The organism is Microbulbifer mixtoriginis (SeqCode), assembly GCF_052466765.1.
The window spans coordinates 2946227-2972683 of sequence record NZ_CP174289.1 but is presented as its reverse complement, the minus strand read 5'-3'; the positions used below and the strand labels follow the sequence as shown (position 1 = coordinate 2972683).

General features: G+C 51.1%; 25 protein-coding genes. 7 read left to right on the top strand and 18 right to left on the bottom strand.

Going from position 1 to position 26457, the window contains the following annotated elements:
* Positions 1-26: 26 nt before the first annotated feature.
* Positions 27-749 carry an SDR family oxidoreductase gene (locus tag ACJJIV_RS13205; protein WP_444889232.1) on the bottom strand — a complete coding sequence of 241 codons (723 nt, stop codon included), beginning with the start codon at positions 747-749 and terminating at the stop codon, positions 27-29.
* 121 nt (positions 750-870) lie between these two features.
* On the opposite strand from ACJJIV_RS13205, the gene ACJJIV_RS13200 reads away from it, so the two are divergent.
* The gene (locus tag ACJJIV_RS13200) at positions 871-1788 is read left to right on the top strand and encodes a LysR family transcriptional regulator (protein ID WP_444889231.1); all 918 of its coding nucleotides are present in this window, start codon (positions 871-873) and stop codon (positions 1786-1788) included.
* 46 nt (positions 1789-1834) lie between these two features.
* Here the strand turns inward: ACJJIV_RS13200 and ACJJIV_RS13195 are convergent, their stop codons facing one another.
* The 10 genes from ACJJIV_RS13195 to ACJJIV_RS13150 all read right to left on the bottom strand — a co-directional run bounded on the left by ACJJIV_RS13195 (position 1835) and on the right by ACJJIV_RS13150 (position 10533).
* The gene (locus tag ACJJIV_RS13195; RefSeq protein WP_444889230.1) at positions 1835-2308 is read right to left on the bottom strand and encodes a hypothetical protein; all 474 of its coding nucleotides are present in this window, start codon (positions 2306-2308) and stop codon (positions 1835-1837) included.
* Between the two features lie 125 nt (positions 2309-2433).
* Complete coding sequence (locus ACJJIV_RS13190) at positions 2434-2790, bottom strand: FAD-binding oxidoreductase (RefSeq protein WP_444891718.1); 357 nt, start codon at positions 2788-2790, stop codon at positions 2434-2436.
* Positions 2791-2804: 14 nt separating this feature from the next.
* Positions 2805-3293, bottom strand: a complete 489-nt coding sequence (locus tag ACJJIV_RS13185) for a hypothetical protein (RefSeq protein WP_444889229.1) — start codon at positions 3291-3293, stop codon at positions 2805-2807.
* Between the two features lie 529 nt (positions 3294-3822).
* Positions 3823-4593 carry a hypothetical protein gene (locus ACJJIV_RS13180; protein ID WP_444889228.1) on the bottom strand — a complete coding sequence of 257 codons (771 nt, stop codon included), beginning with the start codon at positions 4591-4593 and terminating at the stop codon, positions 3823-3825.
* Positions 4594-4676: 83 nt separating this feature from the next.
* Positions 4677-6563 (bottom strand): DNA topoisomerase IV subunit B, encoded by a 1887-nt coding sequence (gene parE, locus ACJJIV_RS13175; RefSeq protein WP_286036993.1) that lies wholly within the window; start codon positions 6561-6563, stop codon positions 4677-4679.
* A 12-nt stretch (positions 6564-6575) separates the two neighbouring features.
* The gene (locus tag ACJJIV_RS13170; RefSeq protein ID WP_252083542.1) at positions 6576-7199 is read right to left on the bottom strand and encodes a YqiA/YcfP family alpha/beta fold hydrolase; all 624 of its coding nucleotides are present in this window, start codon (positions 7197-7199) and stop codon (positions 6576-6578) included.
* Positions 7200-7272: 73 nt separating this feature from the next.
* Positions 7273-7923 carry a hypothetical protein gene (locus tag ACJJIV_RS13165; RefSeq protein ID WP_444889227.1) on the bottom strand — a complete coding sequence of 217 codons (651 nt, stop codon included), beginning with the start codon at positions 7921-7923 and terminating at the stop codon, positions 7273-7275.
* A 438-nt stretch (positions 7924-8361) separates the two neighbouring features.
* Positions 8362-9186: a phosphodiesterase gene (locus tag ACJJIV_RS13160; protein WP_252083544.1), complete on the bottom strand. Its 825-nt coding sequence runs from the start codon at positions 9184-9186 to the stop codon at positions 8362-8364.
* Between the two features lie 41 nt (positions 9187-9227).
* Positions 9228-9749 (bottom strand): DUF1249 domain-containing protein, encoded by a 522-nt coding sequence (locus ACJJIV_RS13155; protein WP_444882960.1) that lies wholly within the window; start codon positions 9747-9749, stop codon positions 9228-9230.
* A gap of 85 nt (positions 9750-9834) precedes the next feature.
* Positions 9835-10533 carry an NUDIX domain-containing protein gene (locus tag ACJJIV_RS13150; protein ID WP_444882961.1) on the bottom strand — a complete coding sequence of 233 codons (699 nt, stop codon included), beginning with the start codon at positions 10531-10533 and terminating at the stop codon, positions 9835-9837.
* Between the two features lie 116 nt (positions 10534-10649).
* Here ACJJIV_RS13150 and ACJJIV_RS13145 point away from each other — a divergent pair, with 116 nt between their 5' ends.
* Positions 10650-11690, top strand: a complete 1041-nt coding sequence (locus ACJJIV_RS13145; protein WP_444889226.1) for a glycosyltransferase family protein — start codon at positions 10650-10652, stop codon at positions 11688-11690.
* Positions 11691-11728: 38 nt separating this feature from the next.
* Positions 11729-12784: a glycosyltransferase gene (locus tag ACJJIV_RS13140; protein ID WP_444889225.1), complete on the top strand. Its 1056-nt coding sequence runs from the start codon at positions 11729-11731 to the stop codon at positions 12782-12784.
* 173 nt (positions 12785-12957) lie between these two features.
* Here ACJJIV_RS13140 and ACJJIV_RS13135 read toward each other — a convergent pair whose 3' ends face one another.
* From ACJJIV_RS13135 to ACJJIV_RS13120, 4 genes are read right to left on the bottom strand one after another with little or no spacing between them, the layout of a single operon-like run.
* The gene (locus tag ACJJIV_RS13135; protein ID WP_252083548.1) at positions 12958-13506 is read right to left on the bottom strand and encodes a DUF4136 domain-containing protein; all 549 of its coding nucleotides are present in this window, start codon (positions 13504-13506) and stop codon (positions 12958-12960) included.
* Between the two features lie 21 nt (positions 13507-13527).
* Positions 13528-15912, bottom strand: coding sequence for a PqiB family protein (locus ACJJIV_RS13130; RefSeq protein WP_444882965.1), 2385 nt, complete (start codon positions 15910-15912; stop codon positions 13528-13530).
* The gene (locus ACJJIV_RS13125; RefSeq protein WP_444889224.1) at positions 15905-16585 is read right to left on the bottom strand and encodes a paraquat-inducible protein A; all 681 of its coding nucleotides are present in this window, start codon (positions 16583-16585) and stop codon (positions 15905-15907) included. The genes ACJJIV_RS13130 and ACJJIV_RS13125 overlap by 8 nt, the downstream gene beginning before the upstream one ends.
* Complete coding sequence (locus ACJJIV_RS13120; RefSeq protein WP_444889223.1) at positions 16582-17232, bottom strand: paraquat-inducible protein A; 651 nt, start codon at positions 17230-17232, stop codon at positions 16582-16584. The genes ACJJIV_RS13125 and ACJJIV_RS13120 overlap by 4 nt, the downstream gene beginning before the upstream one ends.
* 355 nt (positions 17233-17587) lie before the next feature.
* Here ACJJIV_RS13120 and ACJJIV_RS13115 point away from each other — a divergent pair, with 355 nt between their 5' ends.
* Positions 17588-19120 carry a TolC family outer membrane protein gene (locus ACJJIV_RS13115; protein ID WP_444889222.1) on the top strand — a complete coding sequence of 511 codons (1533 nt, stop codon included), beginning with the start codon at positions 17588-17590 and terminating at the stop codon, positions 19118-19120.
* 49 nt (positions 19121-19169) lie between these two features.
* On the opposite strand, the gene waaA is transcribed toward ACJJIV_RS13115, so the two are convergent.
* Entirely contained in the window at positions 19170-20468 is a 1299-nt protein-coding gene (waaA, locus tag ACJJIV_RS13110; RefSeq protein WP_444889221.1) for a lipid IV(A) 3-deoxy-D-manno-octulosonic acid transferase, read from the bottom strand.
* A gap of 174 nt (positions 20469-20642) precedes the next feature.
* Here waaA and ACJJIV_RS13105 point away from each other — a divergent pair, with 174 nt between their 5' ends.
* Both ACJJIV_RS13105 and ACJJIV_RS13100 read left to right on the top strand, forming a co-directional pair.
* Positions 20643-21761, top strand: a complete 1119-nt coding sequence (locus tag ACJJIV_RS13105) for a glycosyltransferase family 4 protein (protein ID WP_444891717.1) — start codon at positions 20643-20645, stop codon at positions 21759-21761.
* Positions 21758-22423, top strand: a complete 666-nt coding sequence (locus ACJJIV_RS13100) for a YrbL family protein (protein WP_444887377.1) — start codon at positions 21758-21760, stop codon at positions 22421-22423. The genes ACJJIV_RS13105 and ACJJIV_RS13100 overlap by 4 nt, the downstream gene beginning before the upstream one ends.
* Here ACJJIV_RS13100 and ACJJIV_RS13095 read toward each other — a convergent pair.
* Positions 22420-23310, bottom strand: a complete 891-nt coding sequence (locus ACJJIV_RS13095; protein WP_444887378.1) for an ELM1/GtrOC1 family putative glycosyltransferase — start codon at positions 23308-23310, stop codon at positions 22420-22422. The genes ACJJIV_RS13100 and ACJJIV_RS13095 overlap by 4 nt on opposite strands.
* A 177-nt stretch (positions 23311-23487) precedes the next feature.
* On the opposite strand from ACJJIV_RS13095, the gene ACJJIV_RS13090 reads away from it, so the two are divergent.
* Complete coding sequence (locus ACJJIV_RS13090) at positions 23488-24819, top strand: UDP-glucose dehydrogenase family protein (protein WP_444889220.1); 1332 nt, start codon at positions 23488-23490, stop codon at positions 24817-24819.
* A gap of 44 nt (positions 24820-24863) precedes the next feature.
* Here ACJJIV_RS13090 and ACJJIV_RS13085 read toward each other — a convergent pair whose 3' ends face one another.
* Positions 24864-26237, bottom strand: coding sequence for an O-antigen ligase family protein (locus tag ACJJIV_RS13085; RefSeq protein ID WP_444889219.1), 1374 nt, complete (start codon positions 26235-26237; stop codon positions 24864-24866).
* Between the last annotated feature and the right edge of the window lie 220 nt (positions 26238-26457).

Below are 26457 nucleotides of genomic sequence, written 5' to 3'. Positions count from 1 at the left end.
TCACCCTCTTTCCCGATCTAACTCATCTATCGATCCTGGCCTGTAGCGGCTATTTGCACTTCGCGGATATTCACATTCTGGGGCTGGCTGTACATAAACAACGCCGTACGAGCGATGTCCTCTGAATTAATGGCGCCACCTATGGAGGCCTTCCACTCTTCGTAAGCTTTGATAATCTCTTCAGAAGTGGTATGACTCAGTAGCTCTGTCTCCACAGCTCCTGGGCATAGGGCCATAATACGTACTCCGCTTGCGGCAACCTCTTCACGCACGGTTTCGCTAATCGCCGACACTGCGTACTTGGTTCCGCAATAGGCAGCATGATTGATAAATGTCTTCACGCCGGCAATCGAGCTGATGTTGAGGATAGTACCGCGACCACGAGACTTCATATCGGCCAAAACAGCCTGCATGGAGTTCATCAAGGCGAGCACGTTGACATCAAACATCTCCCGCCACTCTTCAGCACTCTGGGTCTCTATGTTCCCCAACAACATCTTACCGGCATTGTTCACCAAACAATCTACAGGCCCATAAAGAGTCTCAGCCTCCTGAATTGCTGCAGATAACGCAGCAGGATCGGTGACATCGACCTGTCTGCAGAGGGTGTTCGGTAAATTCATCGCTTCTAATTTTTCCAAACGACGCGCCAATAGCAACAACGGATGCCCGGCATCCGACATATGCTGAGCTATTGATGCTCCAATTCCAGAGCTGGCACCTGTTATTACAATCAATGGCTTAGACATACTGACTCTCTCTTCTGCAATCAATGATTAAAGACTACGGGATAACCCTTTTGTATCGGCAGTATAGAATTTAGAATTAGGTCTATTAACTCAACTAATGTGAAATCATTGTTTGGAATTAATGAACAATATCTCTTGGCGAGCCATACGCGCCTTTATTGCTGTGGCTGAGCGGGGCAGTTTTACTGCTGCTGCGGATCATACAGGTTTCTCCAAAGCTACACTCAGCCAACAAGTCTCCGAATTAGAGTCCACCCTGGGTGTTCAACTGTTACACCGTACCACCCGTAAGCTGCGGCTTACTGAGGTCGGTGAAGGCTATTACCAGCGATGCAAGCAGGCAATACAGCAACTAGATAGTGCCGCAGAGTGGGCAACACATGCCAAAGAGGAAATAAAGGGGAAAATTCGTATCAATGCGGTGGGTGGGATTATCGGCGAGGAGATCATTGCCCCCCTAGTCATTAAGTTCCAGAAAACTTATCCCGAAATACAAATACAGCTGGATTTTTCCAGTGTGCGTGTCGATCTCATTGAGGATCGTTACGATTTAGTAATACGTATGGGGCAGCTGCCAGATTCCACCCTCGTAGTACGCAAACTGCACAGTATCAAAACCCGCTATGTTGCGAGTCCGGATTTTATCAAAATGCGTGGCCCAATTCTAAAGCCCATGGACCTCTCGAAAGTACCCCTAATTTACGGCAGTGTTGACCAGTGGGTGCTAACGCGTGGTAAGACCAGGCATAAGATTGAGGTGGAACAGGGTATCAAACTGATCAGCGGCCGGGCGATGCACCTTGCAGCACTGGCAGGACTTGGTGTAACTCGCCTGGCAGACATCTACGTCCAGGCAGATATCGAAAAAGGTAAATTACAGGAAATTTTGCCTGGATGGTCAGAGTCCACCCAGCTCTCTATGGTTTGCCCCCCGCTGCGCCATCAATTAGTTCGCGTACGTAGCCTGATGCAATGGCTAAAAAACCACTTCTCCAAAGAGTATGGACAGCTACTGAAAAGGGAACCAGCAGAAGACTAATAAACAATAAAAGATATGAACCTATATACAGTAATGCTTACAAACACTAAGCAATTTCATCCGTCCTTTCCTGCTCTTTTTTCAAAATGTCTGCGGGGCTTTCAGCGCTGCTACTATACTCAGGTTCTACCACTTCTTGCCTTTCAGTATTAATGAACGGGTAAATACAAAAGACCAGTGCCAGGAGTACCCAAAAAGCCGTTGCCTGTGCCATAGGCACAGTTAAATAAAGCCAAAATACCTTTTCACCTTTTAGCGCTGCATTAATATAGACCGCTGAGCCACCAAACCCTACCAATACGGGGCTTATATAGGGAATAAAGTTGATCCAGTACCCCTTTAAATCCTTGGCCATACGCTCACACCAGCGAACCATAAAAGGCAAAGGAAAATTAGCAAGAATGATTCCCAGTAAAACTTCAAGAAGCCCAACATTCCAGCCCAAGAGGAAGGCCAGATAAGCAAAGACCAGTATATTCAGGGTAATGCAGAACCATAAAACACCACGAAAATAAGCCACGCTATAAATCCCTTTTAAGAAACCTTCTGATTATTGATCATATCACCATTAGCTCCCAGTATCCTTGAGAGAGCAAAAACCATAGAGTTAATCTTATATATTGAATAAAAATATTATTAGACTATCTAAAACGACCCAGGTAAAGATCCTTGCAGCTGTTCAATAGCATCCAGCTCTTCTTCTGTTAAGGCTTTATAACCCCGCAAATAGGGCCAACCATAGCCCCAACGGAATGAGGTTGGCAAGAATAGCGTCCCGTCAACTCTAACCCCTACCAGCATCAACAACGCAACTTCCCTCTCCCCAGTTTTGGCAACACAAACTTCTAGGTCACGATCAGCCTCTTGCCGCTGCGAATTGCTTCCCCCCTTCCAATAGGCATGATCATGGGCATAGCAGCAATCAAGCCATAATTCACTCTGTTCAAGAGTGCCATCAGGAAAGATACTGCAACCATCGGAATGAAACTCCTGTATCTCCACAGCGGACAAGGGAATCACTTTTTACTGACTGCATTGGGTAAAACTAAATCTACTGGCTTTCTAGAATTTACATAATCACGGAATTCAGGAGCTACATATTCAGATCGCAACTCCCATATCCTCTTAAAGGGAATCATCGATAAATATGCAGTATATTGACGAGTCATTGAGTCCCAGATAGTAAAATCCAGCCTGTTTGCCTTATATTGAAAATAGGCCTCCTCCCAAATTTTAAAAAAACGATATACAAAACCAATGATTCTCAAAGTGTCAGCACTAGATAACGAATCAAAATCCTTCATCGCCTTCGCAAAAACATCTGCCATCGGACCTTCACAAATTGCCGCCACAGCTTCTCGATGAGCAATAGATATCTCATGCATAGAAGCAATTTTGGATTCTTTATTCTGAGCTCTTATTAAAGCAGCAAGATAGACTAAGGACGCGACAACTGCGAAGGCTCCAACAAGCTCGCCCACAGCACTTAATGTATCCCACACCATAATCCGACTCTACCCCATCGAATAAGACGGTAATTTAAATAACTTTAGAATCAACTCTTAGCTTTTACAGGTATACCAACAGATAACGCTCTACGACCAAAAGTATATAATCACCTAACTTAGAACGTTTATTTCCTCTTTATAGGCGCCTGGAAGACTGGCGACCTTTAAGAAAACAAGAAGATGGTTAACGCATCCAAAACTCTAATATTGTTGTCATCTAACAGGTCTCACCAATCAGAAACAATTACTTATACGCCTGAGCACCCTATATACAACCAGCCAACGACATAACCTTTAAATAAAAGCAAAAATAGTCCCTCTGCCATTAAATTTCAGAGAGTTCAAATTAGTAAGTAAAAGTATCCACCAAGGATAAAGTGAGAAGGAAGAGGTGAAATATATCATCCTAAAAAAATCGCGGCATATTTGTTAAACATATTTCTATGCCGACAGAAAAAACAAGAGAGGAGAATGAAAGATGAGTTGTGAGCGAAATGACAAAGGCATCTCGCTCAGTTGCAGCTACCTAGCCGAGAATTTTCTTCACGTGTCTTCTAATTTTTCTGTGTACATTTCTATCATCAGCGATAGAACTCAGGAATTCCTTGTACTCACTTTTATTAACCGTACCTAGAGCTTTGCAGTACCAGGCAAGTGTATCGATATGTAGTTTGTCTACAGGCTGCCTAACATCCTTTTCTACTGCCTTATAAAACCACTCCTGAATTACGGTTTCAGCAGCTCCATCGCGGACAACTTCCTCAGCGGCAAACCGCTGCATGATCATATCGTTACTATTGAGCAAATTTAGTAAGCGTGTAGTATGCAAGCTATTAGTAGCTACATGGCCTTCCATATTTTGCATCAATGCATTGCGCTTTTGATAAAAACTAAACTTGGTCAGCACATGCTTCGCTCGATTTCTAATCGCACGATTACCACTTTCACGCATTATCTTATTGATAGTGGGTGAATATTTTGTATTTCCAGATGATGAAAGTGTACGTAATAAATTGACGATTTCACTAATCACTTGCTCATCGCGTTGAGCAACTGTCATATTCGCCTGGTGTTTTTCTAGGAGAACCTGTTCAGCCACATCAAATAAACGTTCATCACTTAATCCAGATCCTGTTATACGATTAGCAGCTTTGGATAAGGCTAAGTTATCTTCGCCTTTTAGTTCTGCTATAAAACTATCTATCTCCAGATTAAGTAAAGACTGAATATCTTTTGCCAACCCGGTTAAAGGAGAAACGAAAAAAATAAAAAAGATAAATAAATGGCTTAATTTCACAAAATACCTTCCATAGCGCTTTAAATTGTTGCCCTAGTAAACTAAGGCAACCTAAGAAAAATAGATCAGCGATTAATTAGGGCTTAACCCACTTCAGCCAGATTCCCTTTACTTTCCAGCCACTGCTTGCGATCCCCGGCACGCTTTTTAGCCAAGAGCATATCCAAAAGCTGATTGCTGTCATCGCCGGCATCAATATACAGTTGCACCAGGCGACGGGTATTGGGGTCCATGGTGGTTTCACGCAACTGCATGGGGTTCATTTCACCCAGACCTTTAAAGCGAGTCACCTGTATTTTGCCCTTTTTCTTTTCTGCGCTTATACGATCGAGGATACCCTGCTTCTCTGATTCATCCAGCGCATAGTAAACATCTTTACCGATGTCTATGCGGAACAGTGGCGGCATGGCGACATAGACATGACCGTTAGTTACCAGCGGACGGAAGTGACGTAAGAACAGAGCGCAGAGTAGTGTGGCGATGTGTAGGCCATCGGAGTCGGCATCGGCGAGGATACAGATTTTGTTGTAGCGCAGCCCTTCCAGATTGTCACTGCCTGGATCAACACCCAGCGCCACTGCAATATCGTGCACTTCCTGGCTGGCGAGAATCTCTGCGGAGTCCACTTCCCAAGTATTCAGGATTTTACCGCGCAGCGGCATGATGGCCTGGAACTCGCGATCCCGCGCCTGCTTGGCGGAACCACCAGCGGAGTCCCCCTCCACCAGAAAGAGTTCGGAGCGGGAGGTATCGGCACTGGAACAGTCCGCCAACTTGCCCGGCAGCGCGGGCCCCTGAGTGACTTTCTTACGCGCGACTTTTTTTGCTGAGCGCATTCGTTTTTGTGCATTACCAATGCACAACTCGGCAAGCTTATCACCCTCTTCCGTATGTTGGTTCAGCCACAGGCTGAACGCATCCTTGGCCACGCCAGAAATAAACGCGGTGGCCTCACGGGAGGAGAGGCGTTCTTTTGTCTGCCCGGAGAACTGCGGGTCTGCCAGTTTGGCGGAGAGTACGTAAGAGCATTGCCCCCAGATATCCTCAGGGCCCAACTTAATACCACGGGGTAATAAATTGCGGATCTCGCAGTACTCACGCATGGCATCCAGAAGGCCCGCGCGCAGCCCATTCACGTGGGTACCGCCCTGGGCGGTGGGGATCAGGTTAACGTAGGATTCGGCGGTAATCTCACCGCCCTCCGGCAGCCATTGCACTGCCCAGTCTGCCGCTTCGGTAGAAGCGGCAAAGCTACCCACAAAGGGCTCGACCGGCAAGATTTCCCAGCCTTGATTGGCAGCGGCGAGGTAGTCTTTGAGACCGTCCTCGTAGTACCACTCGTCTGATTCACCGTCCTGCTCATTAATAAAAGTGACCGTCAGGCCGGGGCACAATACCGCCTTGGCGCGCAGTAGGTGACGCAGTCGCACTACGGAGAATTTTGCGGAATCAAAATACTTGGGGTCGGGCAGAAAGCGTACACTGGTGCCTGTGGTGCGCTTTGCACAATTACCGACAACCTCAAGATCCGAGGCCTTTTCCCCATCTTTGAAACCGATTCGGTGCACCTTACCATCCCGCTGGATGGTCACTTCCAACACTTTGGAAAGAGCGTTTACTACAGAAACACCCACACCGTGTAGACCACCGGAAAACTGGTAATTTTTGTTGGAGAACTTACCACCAGCGTGCAGGGTGGAAAGAATCACTTCAACACCAGGGCGCCCCTGTTCCGGGTGAATATCCACCGGCATACCGCGACCGTTATCGCTAACCGAGAGCGATTGGTCTTTGTGCAATACCACTTCAATTTTTTTCGCGTGCCCGGCAAGCGCTTCGTCGACACTGTTGTCAATCACTTCCTGGGCGAGGTGGTTGGGGCGGGTGGTATCTGTGTACATGCCCGGGCGCTTTCGCACCGGGTCCAGCCCTGTGAGTACCTCAATATCTTCGGCGGAATAATTGGCCATAATGGTTATAAATTACTGCTGGTTAAATAGAAATTCGACAATGGGATCGCAGTAACGCGCGAAGCCCTGAAAGCTGTGATCGCCCCCCTCCTCGACAGTTTGACGCTGCCCTTGATAGAAAGACTCTGCATCGCGGTAATCGAGGGTTTCATCGCCTCGCTGTGCCAAAAGCCAATAGCGGCTCAGCAGTGGACTGGGTATCTCTGCTTCCAATTGCGCCATGGTATCAACGTCCGCACCGCTTAGGCGATACTCCTGCGACTCACCACTGTAGGGTTGTAACACCTGGCCGACGTAGGCCGGCATAAAGCGGGATGGGCGAACGGCCGGATTGATCAACACCGCTGGCAAATGGTAACGCTCGCCTAGGTAGGTACACCAGAATCCCCCCATAGAGCTACCAACCAACCCTATTGGGCCGCAGTTGTCTGAGTCAAAGAAGCCATCCAATAGGCGCAGCAATGATTGCTGAGCACTTCCTGGATAGGGGGAGACTTGTGGCGCACAGAAAATTATCTGTGGGTGATTGGCAGCCAACCGGTCCCGCATCAGCTGGCATTTAAAGGACTGAGGCGATGAAAGAAAGCCGTGCAGATAGATCAGCAGTGGCCTTCCGTTGAGATTTTGTGTTTGCATAGTCGGGGATTATAGCGCCCCACGGCAGCAATGGGGCTGGCCTCCTCACAGTTCCTGCTCTTCCAGAGACCGATTACAGCAGCGATCTGTTCAAGCTAGCAAAAGCCCGGCGAATATCCACACGCATATCTGACCAAAAGGTAACACTGGTGAAACGTTCCAGCCGTCCACCCGGCCCAGAGGAACCGAAATTCTCACCAATATCCCGCCGATCGCGAAAATGCATTACTGCGCTGCCGTTACGATCGTACAAAGTACCTACCAGCTGTGCGTAGGCGCTCTGCTCTGTATAGACACGCCAAGTCCAGGGAGATGGGTCTAGCGGTGCAGCCAGGGAAAAATCTTGCAGTGACAGGGATAGGGTGTAGTCGGCTTCCGCCTGCTCCGACACTTGCTGGGCATTGCGCGGTTTTAGCAGCTTATTACTAAAGCTCTGCGCCAACAGTGTATTCAAACGCTGTAGATCCCTATGGTCCAGCTCGTAATCTTTTTCCCGATATTGGCGCCTGGGCAGGGAGGAGAATCGCTTGGTGTAGTCAATTTGAACCGGTGCGATATAAACCTTAGCACCACTGAGATCCAAGGCGAAAGCTGCCGCGACTTCATCGAGCTGGCTGGGGCGTGCTTCCAGACCATCACTACGATCCTGTAAAGTGGACTGCTGACTACAAGCCGTAATCAATAATAAAATTGCGAGGAGAGGTATAGAAAATAATTGTTGCATTTACAAGCTCCTGAATTTCCGAAAAATATCTATTCGGCGAGAGGCTCCAATCACATTATCTATCACCGTTAGGCTTCAAACCTCGGCAATTCTAGAAACCACACTTGAATACTTTATTGGCTCACCTTTCACCACGCTTTTCCCATATTCAAAAAGCACCGCTCAATACAGGTAATCTCATTGTACGGGGAGGATAGGGGAAAAACACAGGGGATTGGTTAAGAATGGTTTTATTTGGTTTTTTTGCTAAAAAAGAGAGGGGAAAATACATTGTGCTCAGGTCGCGCAAAATAGGAATGGTTGTTACCAATAGGCAGTGACCTGTTTGCTGCCTATTCCGAAAACATTGCATTCTTTACTGGGGAGCCAATAGCAAGGAGGAAGACTTGAGAGCTTTAGTGAAAGTACCGCTGCGAATTCGCAGCGGTTTGACTTAAATCAATAACCGGATGAGGCGAGATCGACACAATACTTGGAGATAGCCACCCGCTCCACACCGGTTTCGTAGGAGCCATCGCTATACAGTTCAAACCAGCGGTAGCCGGGCATCTCTTCGTCGACAGCGAAGGGGCCACTGCCGGGAGTAAACTGTACCGAAGTAGAGGGAGTGGCATGCAGACCGAGATGGCCTCGGTTGCTATCAAACTGCTGGTGTACATGCCCCCAAACCAAGGCTTTTACCTGGGGGGCCTGATCAACTATTTGCAAAAATGTCTCACAGCCTTCGCGCAGCATATGGCCATCAATCCACTTACTCCCCACAGGGACCGGCTGGTGATGCATCATAATAATCACCGGGTGATCGCGAGTCTCCCAAAGGAGCAACTGAAGGCGCTCCAGTTTCGCGCTGTCCAAGCCACCACAAATCTGCCCTGTCACACTGGTATCCAACAGCAGCAGGCGCCAATCCCCCAAGGAGACCAAATCGATACAGCGATTGGGGGCCAGTTTTTTCATGCGGGCACTCACATCGTGATTGCCGGGCAGCCAGTACCAGGGCATGGAAAGTATGCGGGTCTTTTCTAAGAACCGGCAGTAGGATGCCTCAGAACCATTGGCGCTGATATCGCCAGTGGCGACCAGAGCCCGGGCATGGGGCTGCCTGCTTTGGAGAGAGGTCAAAACTTCATCGAGGGTGTGGCCGGTATCCAGACCCAATAATTGATAATCGGGCCTGCTGCCGATATGTGGATCTGTGATCTGGATAAGACGGTGCGAAGTCACCCCCAGGGGTGAATCCGACTTGTTGTGCTCGCGAATCACTTGCTCACCTTGTGTTCACATCCGTGTGTTCTGCAGCAGAATTAAAATCTCTGGCCATCCAACACCAGTTCAAATTCTGCACGACCATTTGCAAGACAGTACTCCAACCATTCACCAAGAAAGCGATTGGCTTGGGGTCTCTCATCTGCATGCTGCATACGGGGATTGGGATAGGCGGTATCCACTCCTTTACCACCCACCGGCCCGCGACCATTGGCTTTAATCACCTCCGCCATACACGCATCGTGGTAGAGGCGTACAGTCAAGTCGGGAGGCTCCAGCCATTGGCACTCGTTAAGATTTACCTCCGCCGCCAGAGACACCTCCGTGGTATATCTGGAGCGCTCCACTACTCTCAACACCAGAGTGCCGCCGGGCAACTGGTAGCGCCAAAGCGCTCTTTGTGAAAGCTCAGGCAACAATTTGCTCAAGCGCAGGTAGTTGGCGTCACAATCGGCATGATAAGACGGTAGATCGACTCGATACACCGCCCTAGCGTTGCCATTTGGCGACATTTTCAACTTCCTTTGCTGCCGCGCCTTCGCTTCTCCCAGTAGAGCCATTATCAACACTCCAATTCATTGGCCGCCGTGACTCAGATCTCAGTTTGCTCTATACGCAGGTAACATTGCGTAACGCAAGTGACGGTCAGGCAGTTGGCCTGTGTTTTGTTAATTTTGCCCGGTTCAACTGCAGCCACTGCATACAAATAATGGTGGCCGAATTATCGATAGGGTTCTCTCCTGGAGCATAGTCCCCCGCCATGGCGGCGAGTACCGAATCCCTGGAAAACACCCGCAAGCGGATATCTTCGTTTTCCTGCTCCAAACCAAAGTAACCTTCCGCACAGTTCAAGTCCACCAGCGCACAGTACAGGTGTAGCCGTTCGGAGCTCCCGCCAACACTGGGCATATAACTGTGGATAAAGTGCAATTCCTGCACTTTGAGCCCCGCTTCCTCCAATACTTCACGCCGAGCTACATCTTTTAGGTCTTCCCCGGCTTCCACCATGCCGGCCACCACTTCCAGACACCAGGGGCCTGCCGGCCGCTCTAGGGCGCCAATACGAAACTGCTCGGTAAGCGCAACAAGGTCTCGCTCAGGGTCGTAGAGCAATACCCCTACTGCCGGACCGCGCACAAACAGCTCCCGGGTAAAGATTTCACTCCAGCCACCACGAAAAAGGCGATGGCGCAGCCGTAGCCGCAACATGGAAAAAAATCCCTTATAAACCGTTTCCCTGGAAACAACTTCTACAGAATCTGCGGAAAACTCTGGGGACAACCCCTTTTGACTCTTCATTTTTGACATTAGTTCGCTGACCTTCTGCGCGAGTGGGGTCTGCATACTCGAACACTATATGACCGGGATGCAGCTGTTATACTCTGCGCCCACCGTACCAGCCCCTCTAGCAAGCGGCCATACGTAATATCTTCCTGGATTTTTTTAGAGACCGCACCACCATGAGAGTGCTCAATATCGCCTACCAGCAACTGCGCCGTTACGGTAAGACGCGGGTTAGCTGGGCACAGAAACTGACTTTTGGCCTGATCAAAAACGATCACTATACGCAGGTGTTCAGCGACCGGGATGTGGCAGCCTTCGAAGCGCCCTTCGGAATCCGCGACCTAGGGGTGAGCAAAGCCAATCGCCGCCTGTTAGAAACGGTTGAAGCATTTGAGCCCGACCTGATCATCGCCGGCCACTGCGACATGATCAGTAACGACACCCTGAAGGCGATCAAGCAGCAACAGCCCAATTGCCTAATCGCACACTGTAATAACGATCCACTGTTCGTGCCCAGCAATGTTGAGCGTATCAAACACCGCGCCGAAGTGGCCGATGCCATCTTCGTCTCCACCGGCCGTCGCGAACTGAGTATTTTTGAGGGCATTAACGCCCGGGTTTACCATATGCCCAACCCGGTCGAACCCTCTATCGAAAACCTCAATAATGCCGAACGCACTGATCTGTCTATTGATCTGCTGTTTTGTAGCAACAGCAATGATTTCACCAGGCGCTTGCAAATGGTGAAAAATCTCAAGGATACCCTGGGAGATTCACTGAACTTCAAAACCTACGGCAGCTTTGGTGAAGCGCCAGTATGGGGACGAGACTACGATCGCGCACTCGCGCAAACTAAAATGGGACTAAATTTTAATCGCCAAGACACCCATTACTGGTACTCTTCTGCGCGAATGGCCCAGCTTGCCGGTAATGGTATTTTGCAATTCACCAGTGACAAGCTGCACTTCGACGAGCTATTGCCCCCAGAGAGCGTGGTTTACTTTTCTGATGAGCAGGACCTGTTGGAAAAAATCCGCGAGTTCCATAGCGACGATGCCAAGCGCCGTGCTTGGGCAGCTAAAGCCCGGGAATTTTTCCACACCGAAATGAACTCGAAGCTTTACGCCCAATACATTGTTGAGGCCACCAGCCTGCAACCCTTTAGTCACGACTACGCCTGGGCCCGCGATATCAACCTGGATGGCTCGCTGAAATAACGGGCCACCGGAAGAATTACACAGAATACGTTGGATTTATGAGTAACAAGCCAATTCGAGTGGCACAGGTCCTCGCCGGTGCCGAACACGGCGGTGCAGAAAATTTTTTCGTACGTTTGGTAAGCGGTTTGAACCCGCGCAATGAGATTAATGAGAAAGCCTTTATCCGCAACCACGATCACCGCGTGCAAGCGCTGCGCAAAAATGGGGTTGAAACCGAGGGTTTTAAGTTTGGCGGCAAACTGGATTTTCTAGGCCGCAGAATCTACCGCGAGGCACTGAATAACTGGCAGCCAGACATCGTTATGACCTGGATGGGGCGTGCCACCATTATCACCCCCAACTCTAAAAACTACCTGCTGGTCAGTCGACTCGGCCACTACTACAACCTGAAGTACTACCGGCACGCGGATTATTGGATCGGTATCAGCAAGGGTATTTGCCAGCATATGATTGATGGTGGCATTCCCAGGGAGCGGATTTTTCATATCCCCAATTTTGCCGATGAAACTCCAGTAGAACCGCTGCCACGCAACAGTTTCGATACACCGGAGGACAAGCCCCTCATCCTCGCTGCAGGCCGTCTGCACATCAACAAGGGCTTCGAAGTCCTGCTGCACTCTCTGGCGCAAATACCCAATGCCACCCTGTGGCTCGCGGGCGTAGGTCCCGAAGAGGCCAACCTGAAAGCCCTGTGCCATAAACTCGGTCTGGACCAGCGCGTGCGCTTCCTCGGTTGGCGCAACGACGTCACTACCCTGATGCGCACCGCAGATTTGTTCGTATGCCCATCACGGCACGAGGGGCTGGGTTCAATTGTGATGGAGTCCTGGGCACACCGATGCCCAATCGTAGCCACCAATTCCCAAGGCCCGGGGGAAGTCATCAGCGATGGTCATAGCGGCCTAATCACTCCTATCGACGATGCCGATGCCCTGGCCAAGGCCATCCGCTCCGTACTGGATAATCCAGAATTGCGCCAGAGCCTGATCGAGAATGCTGCGGAGGTGTATGCAAAAGGCTATTCGAAGCAGTTTATTGTGGATTCCTATATTGAACTCTACGAAACCCTGATGCGACGTGGGCGCCCCTAACTCATTAAATTTTAATAAACTCGTTAAGTATTTTTCACGGCCCAGCCTGTATGGGCCGTGAAAAGAAAAAAACAATAACTGCTAACTTTCGGATATTTGAGGAATTTCGCCGACCAACAGCCGGTGGTGGGATATAGGCTAGAGGGGTTTATAAAGAGCGATGATACTTCGGCTCACTGATAGGCCTGAGGCAAATCCCTCAACAATTCATACACGCCCCGTGAGATCAGACGCTGACGCTGCTCAATACTGTCTGGGCGAGTTAGGAGTTCACTGGCCCTGCCCCCCCAAATTATCGCGCCGTCGGGGCGACCAATCCCCACGCTCATAATCACCAGCGGAGCATCGGTGAGCGGCGGCAGCTCCACGACATCCTGGGGTGCATTGCTATCAAACTGCTTGTCCCAGCTTGGATCTCGGGTATCGCCGGAAAAAAATTCATCAACCACAGCCACCTGATAATCCACGACCATGTCTGCATTCTGGTCCTGGGCCACCTCTCGGTAACCACGCTGCTGTAATTGCGCCGCCACTGAGTTGCGCATCTCCTCGTCTAGCTCTACCAATTGTGCTGAGGCATCCGCATCATTGAGTGGCGTCACTCCCCATTTATAGGTAGAAAAAGCCACCGGTTGGGCCCCCGTACTCACTCGCTCCACTTGCATTTCCTGGCACCCGGCCAAGAACAGCAGAGTCATTAATCCCATGGTTATATAACGCATAAATGCTCCTTACCTTGTTATTTATTTGACCGGTTCCGAATAATTATAAAGCTCTATTTTGGGGCTCCACTTATACCACTTGGGTTCCGCCCGTGGGTAGAGTGGAAAGTGGCTACCGGATTCCACTTCGAACCCCATAAATGGCGGCTCGGGCGTGGCGAAAGCAATGCCCCCTTTAATTAGAGCCTGAGCAGACTCGGTATTAACATTAAGACCACTTTTCAGCCCAAAATTCACATCCACACCACTGGCGTTCCAAAAAACCGTATGCTCACGCACCAACGGGCGATATTCTGGCTCGATGTGCACAAAGATATATACCCGGTCCGCCCACTCTCCCAGCTCAAAGCCAGTAACCTCCCCCACTTGCACCTGCCGATAATAAACGGGGCTGCCGGCCACCAGAGAACCGCGCCTGGCTGCATCGAGTATTACCGTCAGGCCGGGTCGACTCATAGTTTCGGCAAGATCCTCCTTCGGAGCCTGAAGCTCGGCATAGAACTCTGTCTCCGGCGGCCCGCCGCCGGGCTCCAGGGCGAGGTAACGACCGGTAATCAGTGTGTCCAGGTGCGCGACTTTACTGATACCAATCTGCGGGGACACCACCCAGATACGGGTGCCGGCACGGGCAAAATTGCCACCGCGATGGTAGAGTTTTGCTCGCGCCTGAACTTCACCAAGATCCCTGCCGAGGCGCAAGCGGGTTATTTCGCCAATTTGCACACCTTTGTAACGCAGCGGAGCCCCTTCCTTAAGCCCCTCAGCGCTGGGTAAATTAATACTGATTTCAATGCCCTCTTCCATCGCCGCTTCGCGACTGCGATACAGAGGGAACTGATCGCCATTTTGCGCAGGTCCACCCTTTTCATACTCCCCACCCCGGATGCCAAAAGCAACACCACCACGCAACAAAGACATCAACGAATCCGCCTGTATTTTGATGCCACTGCTCAGGCTCGCACTAGCGCGCAATCCACTGATATTCCAAAAGCGGGCACCTGGCCTAACCAGGTGTGCATAGCGCGGTTCAATCACCACATACACCTCTACGCCTTCGCCATCTCTGCGCAATTCCATCCCCTGTACCTTGCCCACTTCGATACGGCGAAAATATACGGGGGCTCCGCGCTGCAGTGAGCCCGGGTTGCGGGAGGTGAGGCGTAAATGCAGTCCAGGGACCCTAGGGTCCATTTGTGGTGCCGAAGCGCGTGCGGAAAAAGTGCGCTGAGAACGCTTCCCCCGACGCAGATCTACCTCGATACGGTTACCCTGAATTAATTCATTCAAGCCACCGCTAAAATCAAAAGTGGGCGGCGCCAACCAGAAGCGAGTATTTTCACTGAGCAGGTCATCGGTCGCCGGGTCCATCAGGACACGTACTTCCATTCCATTCATACTCTTGTTGGCTTTAGCGCGACTGACTTCACCCACTTTGATGCCCTGGTAATACACTTTGGTACTACCGGGTGTCACATCGACACCTCGGTCAAAATTTAAAGTGACGGCAATACCCGCATCTGCGGCAGCGAAGTTTTTATATAACTTAAATTCTGTGCCATTGACCGCCAATGGCGACTGGCGCTGGGATTCCGGCGTGTAAAAACTGACACCACCGGCAAAAAGAGCGGCGAGAGATTCCAGGTTGATACTGATACCGCTGATCCCTCCTTCAATCGAAATCCCGGAACTATTCCAAAAGCGACTGCCACGATGTACCAAATAGCCGTACTCGCGCCGGATAAATAATTCAATACTGACTTCTCTGCCATTTTCGTCGAGGCTGTAATCGGCCACCTGCCCCACACGTAACTGGCGGTAGTACACTGGTGAGCCCCGGCTGAGGGAGCCGAGCCGGCGGGATTTCAGTACCACGCGTAAACCGTCGCCGCGTATAAATGCCGGTGGACGATCCAGAGCGACAAACTCCCGCTTACGCTTGCCACTGCCGGACTCCACCGCAATGTAATTACCCGATAGCAAAGTCTCCAATCCGCTGATACCGGTAATGGAGAGTTCCGGCTTCACTACCCAAAACTCGGTGCCCTCAACCAGCAGGTACTCGGCACTGCGGTTAAGACTGACTTCAGCCAAAACACCGTCGGCACCATTCAATTCTTTGGCATTGGGTACCAGGCGCACATCCTGCACTATGCCGATATCCACACCGGAATATTTCACCACCGTTTTGCCTTTCACCAGACCATCGCCGGAGTGAAACAGGATGCTCGCGTGCACATCCCCCTCAGCCATATCCTGGTAAAGTAACCAGGCGGCAATCAAACCCGCTACCAGTGGCAATATCCACACAAGCGGCAGGCCGCGACTCCTGCGCACTTGTCCCCGCTGAGGGCCTTCATAGGCGCTGGGTTCTATGGTGTCATTATCCACTGGCGTATTGTCAGCCATTCTCCGCCGCACTCCTGTGAGCCGTTTCCGGCTCTACTGCGGTTGCATACAGATCGCCATCATGGGCATCCCATATTAGGCGCGGATCGAAAGAACGCGCCGCCATCATGGTGACCACCACCACCGAGGCAAAAGCGGTACTGCCCGGCCCTGCTTCCACTCGGGCGATAAATCCCATGTCCACCAGCGCCGCCAGAATGGAAATCATAAACAGGTCCAGCAGCGACCAACGCCCGATTCCGGAAACCACCCGATATATTTTCATCGCCTGAGAGGGCACAAAATGCAATCGCAATTGGATCTGTACCAAGAGCAGTACCAATCCCAGTAGTTTCATTACCGGCACGGCGATACTCGCCACAAAGACAATGAGAGCGATGCCCCACATACCGCTGTTATACAGTTGCATAACACCGCTGATAATTGTGCTGGGTTCACCGGCGCCAAGGTAAACAACACTCATAATCGGCAGGATATTTGCTGGCAGTAACAACAAAGCACCGGTGATTGTCAGTGCCCAGGTAAGCATCAAACTGCCATCAATGCGTCCATAAACACTCGCACCACAGCGAGGGCAGCGGCAGCGCCCTCCCCGGGCCGGTAAAATAATCAGCTGATGACAGCTCAAACAGCTGCTCATTCCATTTTTGAAGGCTTTCTGCGGGGCACTCATGTGGCCGCCTCACGCAGGGCACGCCGCAGCGCAATTCGCTGCCAAATGGCATTTTGATCGAAACTAAGAGAGGAGAGGTTTGCCACTAACATCATGGCACCAAAGCAGTAGAGCCCCGGCTCCACATCCATTTTCCCCAGGTCTCTCAATTTAATTAATGCCACCAAAATACCCAACATATAGACATCCAGCATGCCCCACTCCTTGATGTGCTGATACCAGCGTACGGCAAAGGCAACCGCTCGATCCAAAAGCCTCCAGGTACTGCCACAACAAATAAATAACAACAGCAGAAATTTGCCCAGAGGCGCCAGCACACTGCAAAACAACACCAAAGACGCCAGCCAGATAAATCCCGCTTTGTAGAGGGAGTGAACTCCGTTCAATAGGGTATTATCGGCACCAAAAGAGAAAATTGAGAATTTGAGTAATGGCAGGCTGGCAGAGGGGATAAATAACAACAGCCCGGTGAGACTCAGAGCAATGGTGTAATAGACGCTGTGATTGCTATTGCGGTGCAGCGTGCAGCGGCACCGGGGGCAAACCAGCTTTTGACCGGGCGGTGCCAAGCTGCCAGTCAATAACAGGTCGCACTCGTGGCAGGCACGCTGCCAGGGTATCGGCTCTTTGTTGCGCAGCTGATCCATGTGCCAGAGGTCCTTGCCTTATTCTGCACAATTTTTGCCGCATCCAAATACTTCCATGGCGCGTCTATTGCAATGTAGGGGCATTGCCCTATTCAATGTTGCCCTGATACTGCCAGGCAGATACCGGTAAACGCACATTCGCGTCGGTTTAACGAAGATATACCAAAAAGCCGAAAGCGTCGCCTCGACGCTTAGACTGGCCGCGGGTACACTCTCGCGACTGCTAATTGGGGAGACTGGCAGCACCACCGGACCATGCGAGCCAAGGGAACCCACCGAGAACCAGAACTCGAGTGCCGCTCCAGAGAACTGACAGAAGCTTGAAGACCGCACCCGCCACAGGAAGTTGAAACAGATGAAAAGAAGTAACCGCAAAGCGCCGAAAGGCCGCCAGTTGCGTCCACTGAAGAAACTAATCGCCGCTACCCTGCTGGGCTTCGGCGCCATGCAGGCCCAGGCCGACACCCTGTGGGATATTTATATGCAGGCGCTGGATAACGACCCCCAGCTGGCTGCAGACCGCGCGGGTTACCACGCTGGAATTGAGGCAAAAAACCAGCTGCGTGCACCTTTGTTGCCACAGGTGAACGCTCAAATCCAGGCGCTGAGAAATCACGAGTATTATCAATCAGGTCAAGCAGAACCCGTTAATGACGATGTAGATGACGTTGAGAATGTTGAACTCATTGATTTTCTTCAAAGAGACACAGGCACCTTTGACGACAGGATTTACAATGCCACCCTGAGCCAGGCGATATTTGATGCCCCCGCCTGGTTTGGCTATCAGCAAGGCAAGAAACTAACTGAACGGGCCACCGCAGAGTACAGCGCCAACCAGCAGGATATGATGATCCGCGTAGCGACTGCCTACTTCGATGTATTGCGCGCCTATGATGTGCTGGAAGCGGCCGTCTCTGAAGAAAAGGCCCTAGCCAAGCAGCTGGAACAAACCCAGCAGCGTTTCGAGGTGGGGCTGACGGCAATCACCGACGTCTATGATTCCCAAGCGGCTTTCGATAGCTCGGTTGCCCGCCGCTTAACGGAACAGGATAACTTACTCTCTTCCTTTGACGCCCTCTCGGTACTGACCGGTGGCTATCACGATGAGGTAGCCCCTTTGATAGAGAGCTTTCAGGTAGCGCCGCCGGTCCCGGCGGATCGTGCCGACTGGGTCGACTTTGCCCTCGCTAACAATTTCGATCTCAAGGCTGCGCGATTGAATGCCGAGGCAGCTCGCTACAACGCCCGCTCGGCTGCCAGTGAGCACCTGCCTACGCTGACTGGCTCAGTCTCTTACAATAAATTCACCTCAGAAGGTGACCAAACCAGAAGGGCAATTTTTGATGGAGAATTTCGAACCCGAAACCGAAGTACGACATTTCCTCGCGATTTAGACAACCGCGACACTACCGTAGCAATTACCTTAGATATTCCCATCTATACCGGTGGCCTGCTTAGCGCCAATCGCCGCGAGGCGCGCAACCTGTCCTTCCAGGCCCAGGACCTGCGCAACCTGACCGAGCGTAACACTATCCAGTCGACCCGCACCCTGCACCGTGCAGTAGTGACCGATGTTTCCCGTGTGGCGGCGCGGCAACAGGCGGTAGTCTCCGCCAAGAGTGCACTGGATGCTACCCAGGCGGGTTACGAGGTAGGCACACGTAATATCGTCGATGTGCTGCTGGCTCAACGTACCTTATTCCAGTCACAGACAGATTATGCCAACGCCCTCTACGACTACATCATCAACACCCTGAATCTCAAGTTGGTGGCGGGGCTATTGTCACCAAAGGATCTGCAAGAATTGGATAGTATGCTGAATCCAGCACACAATGTGTTCCGCGTAGGCGAGTCCAGTCCTCCCGGTACACCAGCGCCTTCTAAGTAAGCGCATATTTATCAGTAGTACCTCTATCAGTGAGTGGAGTTTGATCCACTCACTGATCTTTCAAATCAGGCATCAGACTCTCAATTTCATCCAGCAGACGTCGTAAAGCGCCACTATTTTCCTGTGCCACCACTCTGGCATTCTGCCCTGCAGCCATACGTTGGCGATCATTTTTCAACCAAAGACCCAGCTGTTCAGCTATGCTCGCTGCATCTTCGGCAATCACCATGCCGCCAGCATCCTTTAGCAATTGGGCAACGGTGGAAAAGTTATGCAGGAAAGGCCCGCATACCACCGGGACCCCCCAGGCTGCTGGCTCAATCATATTGTGTCCGCCCACAGGAACCAGGCTGCCACCCACAAAGGCCATATCACTCGCGCCAAAGAAGCGCAGCAGCTCTCCCATCGTATCCCCCAGGAGTATTTGATCACAGACAGATGGCGCCCGCCCTTCACTGCGCCTAACCACCTGGAAGCCCCTTTCCTGACAGAGCCGTGCAACACTTTCAAAGCGCTGTGGGTGTCGGGGAACCAACACCAACAGCAAATTTTCACTGGTCTTTAGCAATGCCCGATAGGCATCCAGAATAATTTCATCCTCACCAGCATGGGTACTGGCAGCCAGCCACACTTTGCGCTCCTCAGGCCCACGCCACTGGTGGGCCAGGGCCTGGGCCTCACTAACCAACCCTAAACCGATATCCAGATCGAACTTGATATTGCCACTGGCCAGCACCCGCGGCGCCGGCAAGCCCAATTCTACAAAGCGTTGAGCATCCACATCATACTGAGCGACGACCTTATCCAGATTTGCCAGCATTGACTGGGTAAATCTTGGAAACTTTCCATAGCCGCGCGCAGATTTCTCGCTGAGCCGAGCGTTGGCCAGCAGCGTCGGTATATTGCGCTTTCTGCAAAGGTGCAGGAGATTCGGCCACAATTCAGTTTCCACAATGACAAGCATATTCGGACGTAAAGCCTGCAGGAATGGCGTCAGACACTCTGGCAGGTCGTAAGGCAGGTAGTAATGCAGTAAACGGCCGCCAAGAATAGGGCGCAGCGCCTCAGTCACCCGCTCAGAACCTGTGGGGGTGCTCGTCGTCACCAACCACTGCCACTGAGGGTAGCGAGCCGTCAGCTGGGTAATCACCGGTATCGCCGCCAGCGTTTCCCCCACAGACACTGAGTGCACCCAGAGTAAAGGCGCAGAACTAAGGCGCTTCGGCACTTTTCCCAGGCGCTCAGCCAGGCGCAGCCGATACTCGGGCTGGCTGCGGCCACGCCACCACAGACGCAGCAAAATAAGCGGCATCGCCGCTCGAAAAATAACGTTATACAGAACTCGCATCGACAAAAGTGCTTCACGGGGAGAAAACAAATACTGGTAAGGCGTACCACCAGCTGTACTGGTTCAGGCTTCACTGCATATAATGAGATCCCTGCCAGGAAGCCAAAACCTGGCCATCATATCATTGGCAGAACATTTTCTTCTTGGTCACTCGGAGCTGGTCACTTGAAAGTTGTGCAACTACTGCCCGCCTTAAACTCGGGCGGAGTTGAGCGGGGAACCCTGGATTTTGCCCGTGCACTGGTCCATGCCGGCCATGAATCCATTGTCATTTCCAGTGGCGGCCGTATGGTGGAGCAGCTACAGCATGAAGGCTCACAGCATATCACCCTGCCAATCCATAAAAAGTCCCTCACCAGCCTGCTACAAGTGCGCCCTTTGCGTAATCTGCTGCAGAAATTAAATGCAGATATCTTGCACGTTCGCTCCCGGGTGCCCGCCTGGCTTACTTACCTGGCCTGGAAAAAAATGCCCGTGGACAAACGTCCCCGGCTGCTGAGCACAGCGCACGGGCTCTACTCGACCAACCGCTACAGTGCGATCATGGCAAAAACCGAGCAGGTTATCGCTATCTCACAGTGCGTAAACGATTACCTGCTGGAGAACTACCCTAATGACCTACAGAGGCCCCCTCAGATTGTCTATCGCGGGGTCGATACCAAAGAGTTTCACCCCCAAATTTGTCTCCCAGCTGACTGGATGGAGCGAACTTGTAAGGAGTTTCCACAGCTCCAAGGGAAACGCTGGTTGTTATTGCCGGGGCGCTTGACCCGCTGGAAAGGTCAGGAAGATTTTATTGAGCTAATTGCTAAACTCGCCCCCTTAGACCCCCACATTTATGGAGTAATCCTCGGTGGCAGCGAAGCGAATAAAGCCCATTACGAAGAAGAACTAAAAGAAAAAGTACGAAATCTGGGGATAGAGGATCGTGTCAGCTTTGTTGGGCATCGCTCTGATATTCGCTACTGGTACAAGCAGTCCGATTTGGTTTTCAATCTCTCACAACGCCCGGAGCCATTTGGCCGCACCGTTATCGAGGCCGCCGCAATAGGCACACCGATTATTGGTTATGATATCGGCGGCCCGGCGGAATCCCTGCAAGCCTGCTTCCCACGGGGACTGGTCAATAAAGGGGACCGACAAATGCTCCTCAAGAAGACCCTGGAGATACTAGACACTCCTCAACAAAGACCCCAGCTCACAGAAGCCTTTACCTTAGAGCGACAAGCCGCCCACACCATGGAAATCTATCGCACTATGCTTAACAACAATAAGAGAAATATGGCGCCATGATAGATTTGAACAATCGTGAACCCTTCGCCAGTGGAGGCAATCGCTTTTGCTATCAGCATCCGCAGGAGCCTCACTTGTGCGTCAAAGTGATGCGCCCTGGACGCACTCAAATACTATTGGATAGGGCCCCCTGGTATAAGCGTGGACGCGGCCTGGATAGCTTTGACGATAACTTACGTGAGCAGGAGGGCTATAGCCAAAGTGCCCTTCAACGGGGTAGCGCCGGACTGTGGCAGCACCTACCCCGCTGGTATGGAATCCAGCAGACCAGCCTCGGCCCCGCCGCAGTGACCGATATGATCTTAGATGAAAGCGGAACTCCGGCACCTACCCTACGCCAATATTTAAACAAACACGGCCTGGATGAAGAGGTGCGTATTGCACTACAAGAGTTTGCCAGTTGGCTCTTGGAATACGGTGTACTGACCAAAAACCTGATCGCGCACAACCTAGTCTTACGCCGAGAAAACGGGCGTTTGCAGATTTATCTTATCGATGGCCTGGGCTGCGCCTCGTTCCTGCCACTACCGAAATTTTCCAGTTTCTTTGCCAGGCGTTATATCCACCGCCGTATCCAACGTATGTGGTTGCGCGTGGAATGGGAAGTCTCCGACAAGAAGATACCCTGGCGAAAGTTTGAAGCCCGCGGCCTGAAAGGCTAATTGGCCAATAGCCCACAACGGCGCAATAGTGCCCTGGCACATAAAAGGTACTGATCCAGAGGCTGGCGAGGCGGCTGCGCTAACACTTCTTCCAGGTGTTCACTGACGACCCCCTGATCGATCAACCTCTGCACCGCAGCTCGGACCTTATTGGACTTATCCCGGCCGGGAACCCGAATTACCCCCACCCTCGCGCGGCTCTGTAAGGACTCAAACAGCATGGAAACACTATCTTCGCTCACCCAAATCTGCTCAGTCGTGGCCATCTGCTCCTGAATCCAACCGGGAGGACATGAGCGCCAATCGATAAAGCGGGCATTGCCCTCGGACAAGGCTTCCAATGTACTCCCTGGCGTTCGGCGGCTATTGGAAATCTGCCAATCAAGAGGTTGTCTTATCAATGGCTCTATCTGTGCCCGGATAGCCTGAAGATCCCAGGAATAGTGTTTACTCGGTCCACCGAGCAAAATTAACCCCTTCCCAGCCTGAGGGCCAATATCGGGTAGAGGCTCCGTTAGGGCACCCTGGCTTAGGATAATGTTCTCCAGAGGTGGTGGCCGATCGTGCTCCGGCACAATTGCAAAATCAAACCAGCCAAAAGGTAGCTGCGGACGATTTATCGACACTGCGCGACCACCGTAACGGCGGCGCGCGGCCAACATCGGCATACGGCTCTTGCGGCCGGTTCCAATTAGGAAATCCGGTTTAGGCAACTGATCGAGTTGTTGTGTCCGCCCCAGGAAAATGCGCAAAGCGCTCAACTCTGCGGGGATATCAAAACTCTGTACCTGCCCAGCAAAACTTTTACCCAGGCCACAAACCAACGCTGCACTCTGTTTCTCATGCGCCCGGTTACCATCGAGAAAACGCCATACCTTCAGCTGCAAAGCCAATGAACCCCTGCCAGTAAAAGGCCGCAAGCATAGCTTATTGCCCACTTGTCGGCGAATATGAGAGCACGGGATATGCCAATTGCGCCCCAAGGCCTAAGGGCAATATCTGGTACACTAGCGCGCATATTTTTGGGCGGCACAGCCCCTCCAGTGACAGGTAATGGGATACTCATGAATGTAACGGTATTTGGCAGCGGTTACGTCGGCTTGGTTCAGGCCGCAGTTTTGGCTGAAGTTGGCCACAATATTTTGTGCATTGATATCGATGAGAAGAAAGTCGAAGATCTGAAAAAAGGGATCATCCCTATCTATGAACCTGGCCTATCCCCGCTGATTGAGCGCAACTTAAAAAATAGAACACTGAATTTCAGCACTGATGCGTCACAGGGCGTAGAGCACGGGGAAGTCATCTTTATCGCCGTCGGAACCCCTCCTGACGAAGACGGCTCAGCCGACCTTCGCCATGTGCTGGCAGTGGCCGAATCTATCGCCACTTATATGAGCGAAACCAAGGTGATCGTCAATAAATCTACAGTTCCCGTGGGCACTGCAGATTTAGTGAGTAAGGCCATTGCTGATCGACTGGCTGCGCGTAATGCCGAAGATATCCCTTTCGAAGTCGTTTCAAACCCAGAATTCCTTAAAGAAGGCTCTGCAGTGAGCGATTGCATGCGACCAGATCGCATCATTATTGGTACTCGCAGCACCTCCGCAGAGAATGCACTGCGTCAGCTCTATGCGCCATTTAACCGAAACCATGAAAAAATCATCACCATGGATGTTCGCAGTGCGGAGCTGGCCAAATACGCCGCTAACTGCATGCTGGCCACCAAAATCAGTTTTATGAATGAGATGGCACAAATCGCCGATCATGTGGGCGCAGACATCGAGCAGGTACGCCAGGGTATTGGCTCTGACCCTCGCATTGGCTACCAGTTTATCTACGCCGGTATCGGTTACGGCGGTTCATGCTTTCCGAAAGATGTGAAAGCATTGATTTCTACAGCAACTCAAATGGGGGTATCCCCGGGTATTTTGAATGCTGTGGAGGAGCGTAACCAAACCCAGAAAAGCTATCTGCTACAAAAAATCACAGAGCATTTTGGCGAGGACCTGAAAGGAAAAACCTTTGCTTTGTGGGGGCTTGCCTTTAAACCCAATACCGATGACATGCGCGAAGCGCCCAGCCGTACCTTGATGGAACAACTCTGGCAGCTCGGTGCAAAGGTTCAAGCCTTTGATCCTCAGGCAATGGAGGAGTGCCAACGGATATACGGTGTGCGCGAAGACATGCAACTCTGTGGCACTAAGGAAGTTGCGTTATCTGGGGCAGATGCCCTGATTATCGCTACCGAGTGGCAGCAATTTAAGGCCATTGATGCTAAGGCCGTTACCAAGGCGTTAACTAATCCGGTTATTTTTGATGGCCGTAACCTCTATGAACCCCAACACATGGCTGAGAGCGGCATGGACTATTATTGTGTGGGACGCCCGAAAGTATAAGTACCCTACAAGACATTGAGGGGCTTAGCCCCTCAGGTTCTCACTTAGAGATTCCGGCCAGGTTCAGGCCTAAATTCACTCCTGCAGCGAAAAATATGGGTAGCAATACCAGCAACCACTATGCCAAAAATAAAATGGCCACTGGAGTAAAAAAGATAGGATTCAAAGCAATTCGCAATCAGCCAGAGAATCATAAAACCGATATAAAATAAGAAGAAGTCGCCAGGTAAAACACCCCTGCGCCAGCTTTTATAAGCCAATATGAATACCCAGCAATTGAAAACTCCCCATACCAACGCGCCCAGAACTCCATAGTTCACCAGTAAATCAAGATAACTATTGTGTAGATGCCCAATAGTATTTTTGAACTCCGATGGCATACCTTGCAGATTTTGAATAACGAGACGTCGACCTTTACCGCCCCAACCAAGCAATGGGCGCTCAGCTATCCAATTCATCGCAGCATGCCAGCTATGGATCCTGACACCGATACTAGAATAGGGAATCGAATCAAGATTACCTGAAAGCAAAGCATCAACGGTGTTCCTCTCGAGCCCGAGGCGCTTGCTCACCACATCCCCAACTTTCACCCAAAGGGCGACCATGGCCACACCGATGACCGTCCCCCAAGCTATTAAACGCAACCAAACTCCCTTACCCTGCTTGCGAAGAACTATAAACACACAAACGATTAAGAGAGTGAAGAGAGATACGGCCAAAGCAAACCAAATCGCACGAGTCTGTGAATAAAGCACGGCCAGAGCACATATACCAACAGCAACAGCCCAGGCTAAGCTCGATATGGATAACAGTCCTGTATACCTAAATAAGCGACGAGAGAAAACGGCTAGGCCCAACAGTGCAACACCAAAAAGAATGGCGGTATGCTGGGCATTATGGAAACCAAATTCGACTCGCTGCCCCCTAGCTCCATCTATCCACTCAGCAAATCCCCCTCCCGCTACCCAGGGTGCCAAAAGCAGAGCAAGTAGTGCCGTCAACCAGAGAATTAAAGTATTGCGAGTACTGCCGCCCAACCAGCAGGCTATGGCAGCGAATACAAACCACTGCCCCAGGCGGTGGAATTTCGGGGAAGACTCGGCCCATTCTGGGTATGCCATTAACATACCAGCCCAGGACAACATCTGAACTAATAAAGCAGCAGCGAAGAACCATCCGACTGGTGAGTTGAGCCAGTTTCTTCCACGGGTAAAAAGTACCCAAAAAGTAAGAACAATAAATAGAGTTTTAGCGGTATCTGCAAAATCGCTCCCCAAAGGAAATAGTGCTGCATATAAAAGCAGCAGAGCGCCTCCTAGCATTTGCAAGTTTGTAGATACATCGATCAGCTCATTGCGCTGCCAAAATTGAGCAAAAATGCCTTTCCAATCCTTCGCAAGGTTTTTAATTGGTAACACCAATAACTCCCACAGCCCTTAATGACTTATTTACCAGCACCCCATTAAACAGGGGTAAAGATTGAACTCGCTATGCAACGCTTTCGATTCACACCAAGTCTGCAATGGGCTAACACCTATTGAGTACAGAGGGATAATTTACTTGAGCATTCTACGAGAACAACAGGCAGGGTACTACTTTCCCCTGGAGACTGGTCAGGGAAGGCACTCTAAAGTGCCC

Bases quoted from the DNA above. Each gene is read 5' to 3' on its own strand.
- ACJJIV_RS13205 (WP_444889232.1), bottom strand. From the start codon at position 749: ATGTCTAAGCCATTGATTGTAATAACAGGTGCCAGCTCTGGAATTGGA.
- ACJJIV_RS13200 (WP_444889231.1), top strand. From the start codon at position 871: ATGAACAATATCTCTTGGCGAGCCATACGCGCCTTTATTGCTGTGGCT.
- ACJJIV_RS13185 (WP_444889229.1), bottom strand. From the start codon at position 3,293: ATGGTGTGGGATACATTAAGTGCTGTGGGCGAGCTTGTTGGAGCCTTC.
- parE (WP_286036993.1), bottom strand. From the start codon at position 6,563: ATGGCCAATTATTCCGCCGAAGATATTGAGGTACTCACAGGGCTGGAC.
- ACJJIV_RS13170 (WP_252083542.1), bottom strand. From the start codon at position 7,199: ATGCAAACACAAAATCTCAACGGAAGGCCACTGCTGATCTATCTGCAC.
- ACJJIV_RS13165 (WP_444889227.1), bottom strand. From the start codon at position 7,923: ATGCAACAATTATTTTCTATACCTCTCCTCGCAATTTTATTATTGATT.
- ACJJIV_RS13155 (WP_444882960.1), bottom strand. From the start codon at position 9,749: ATGGCTCTACTGGGAGAAGCGAAGGCGCGGCAGCAAAGGAAGTTGAAA.
- ACJJIV_RS13150 (WP_444882961.1), bottom strand. From the start codon at position 10,533: ATGCAGACCCCACTCGCGCAGAAGGTCAGCGAACTAATGTCAAAAATG.
- ACJJIV_RS13145 (WP_444889226.1), top strand. From the start codon at position 10,650: ATGAGAGTGCTCAATATCGCCTACCAGCAACTGCGCCGTTACGGTAAG.
- ACJJIV_RS13140 (WP_444889225.1), top strand. From the start codon at position 11,729: ATGAGTAACAAGCCAATTCGAGTGGCACAGGTCCTCGCCGGTGCCGAA.
- ACJJIV_RS13135 (WP_252083548.1), bottom strand. From the start codon at position 13,506: ATGCGTTATATAACCATGGGATTAATGACTCTGCTGTTCTTGGCCGGG.
- ACJJIV_RS13130 (WP_444882965.1), bottom strand. From the start codon at position 15,912: ATGGCTGACAATACGCCAGTGGATAATGACACCATAGAACCCAGCGCC.
- ACJJIV_RS13125 (WP_444889224.1), bottom strand. From the start codon at position 16,585: ATGAGTGCCCCGCAGAAAGCCTTCAAAAATGGAATGAGCAGCTGTTTG.
- ACJJIV_RS13120 (WP_444889223.1), bottom strand. From the start codon at position 17,232: ATGGATCAGCTGCGCAACAAAGAGCCGATACCCTGGCAGCGTGCCTGC.
- ACJJIV_RS13115 (WP_444889222.1), top strand. From the start codon at position 17,588: ATGAAAAGAAGTAACCGCAAAGCGCCGAAAGGCCGCCAGTTGCGTCCA.
- waaA (WP_444889221.1), bottom strand. From the start codon at position 20,468: ATGCGAGTTCTGTATAACGTTATTTTTCGAGCGGCGATGCCGCTTATT.
- ACJJIV_RS13100 (WP_444887377.1), top strand. From the start codon at position 21,758: ATGATAGATTTGAACAATCGTGAACCCTTCGCCAGTGGAGGCAATCGC.
- ACJJIV_RS13090 (WP_444889220.1), top strand. From the start codon at position 23,488: ATGAATGTAACGGTATTTGGCAGCGGTTACGTCGGCTTGGTTCAGGCC.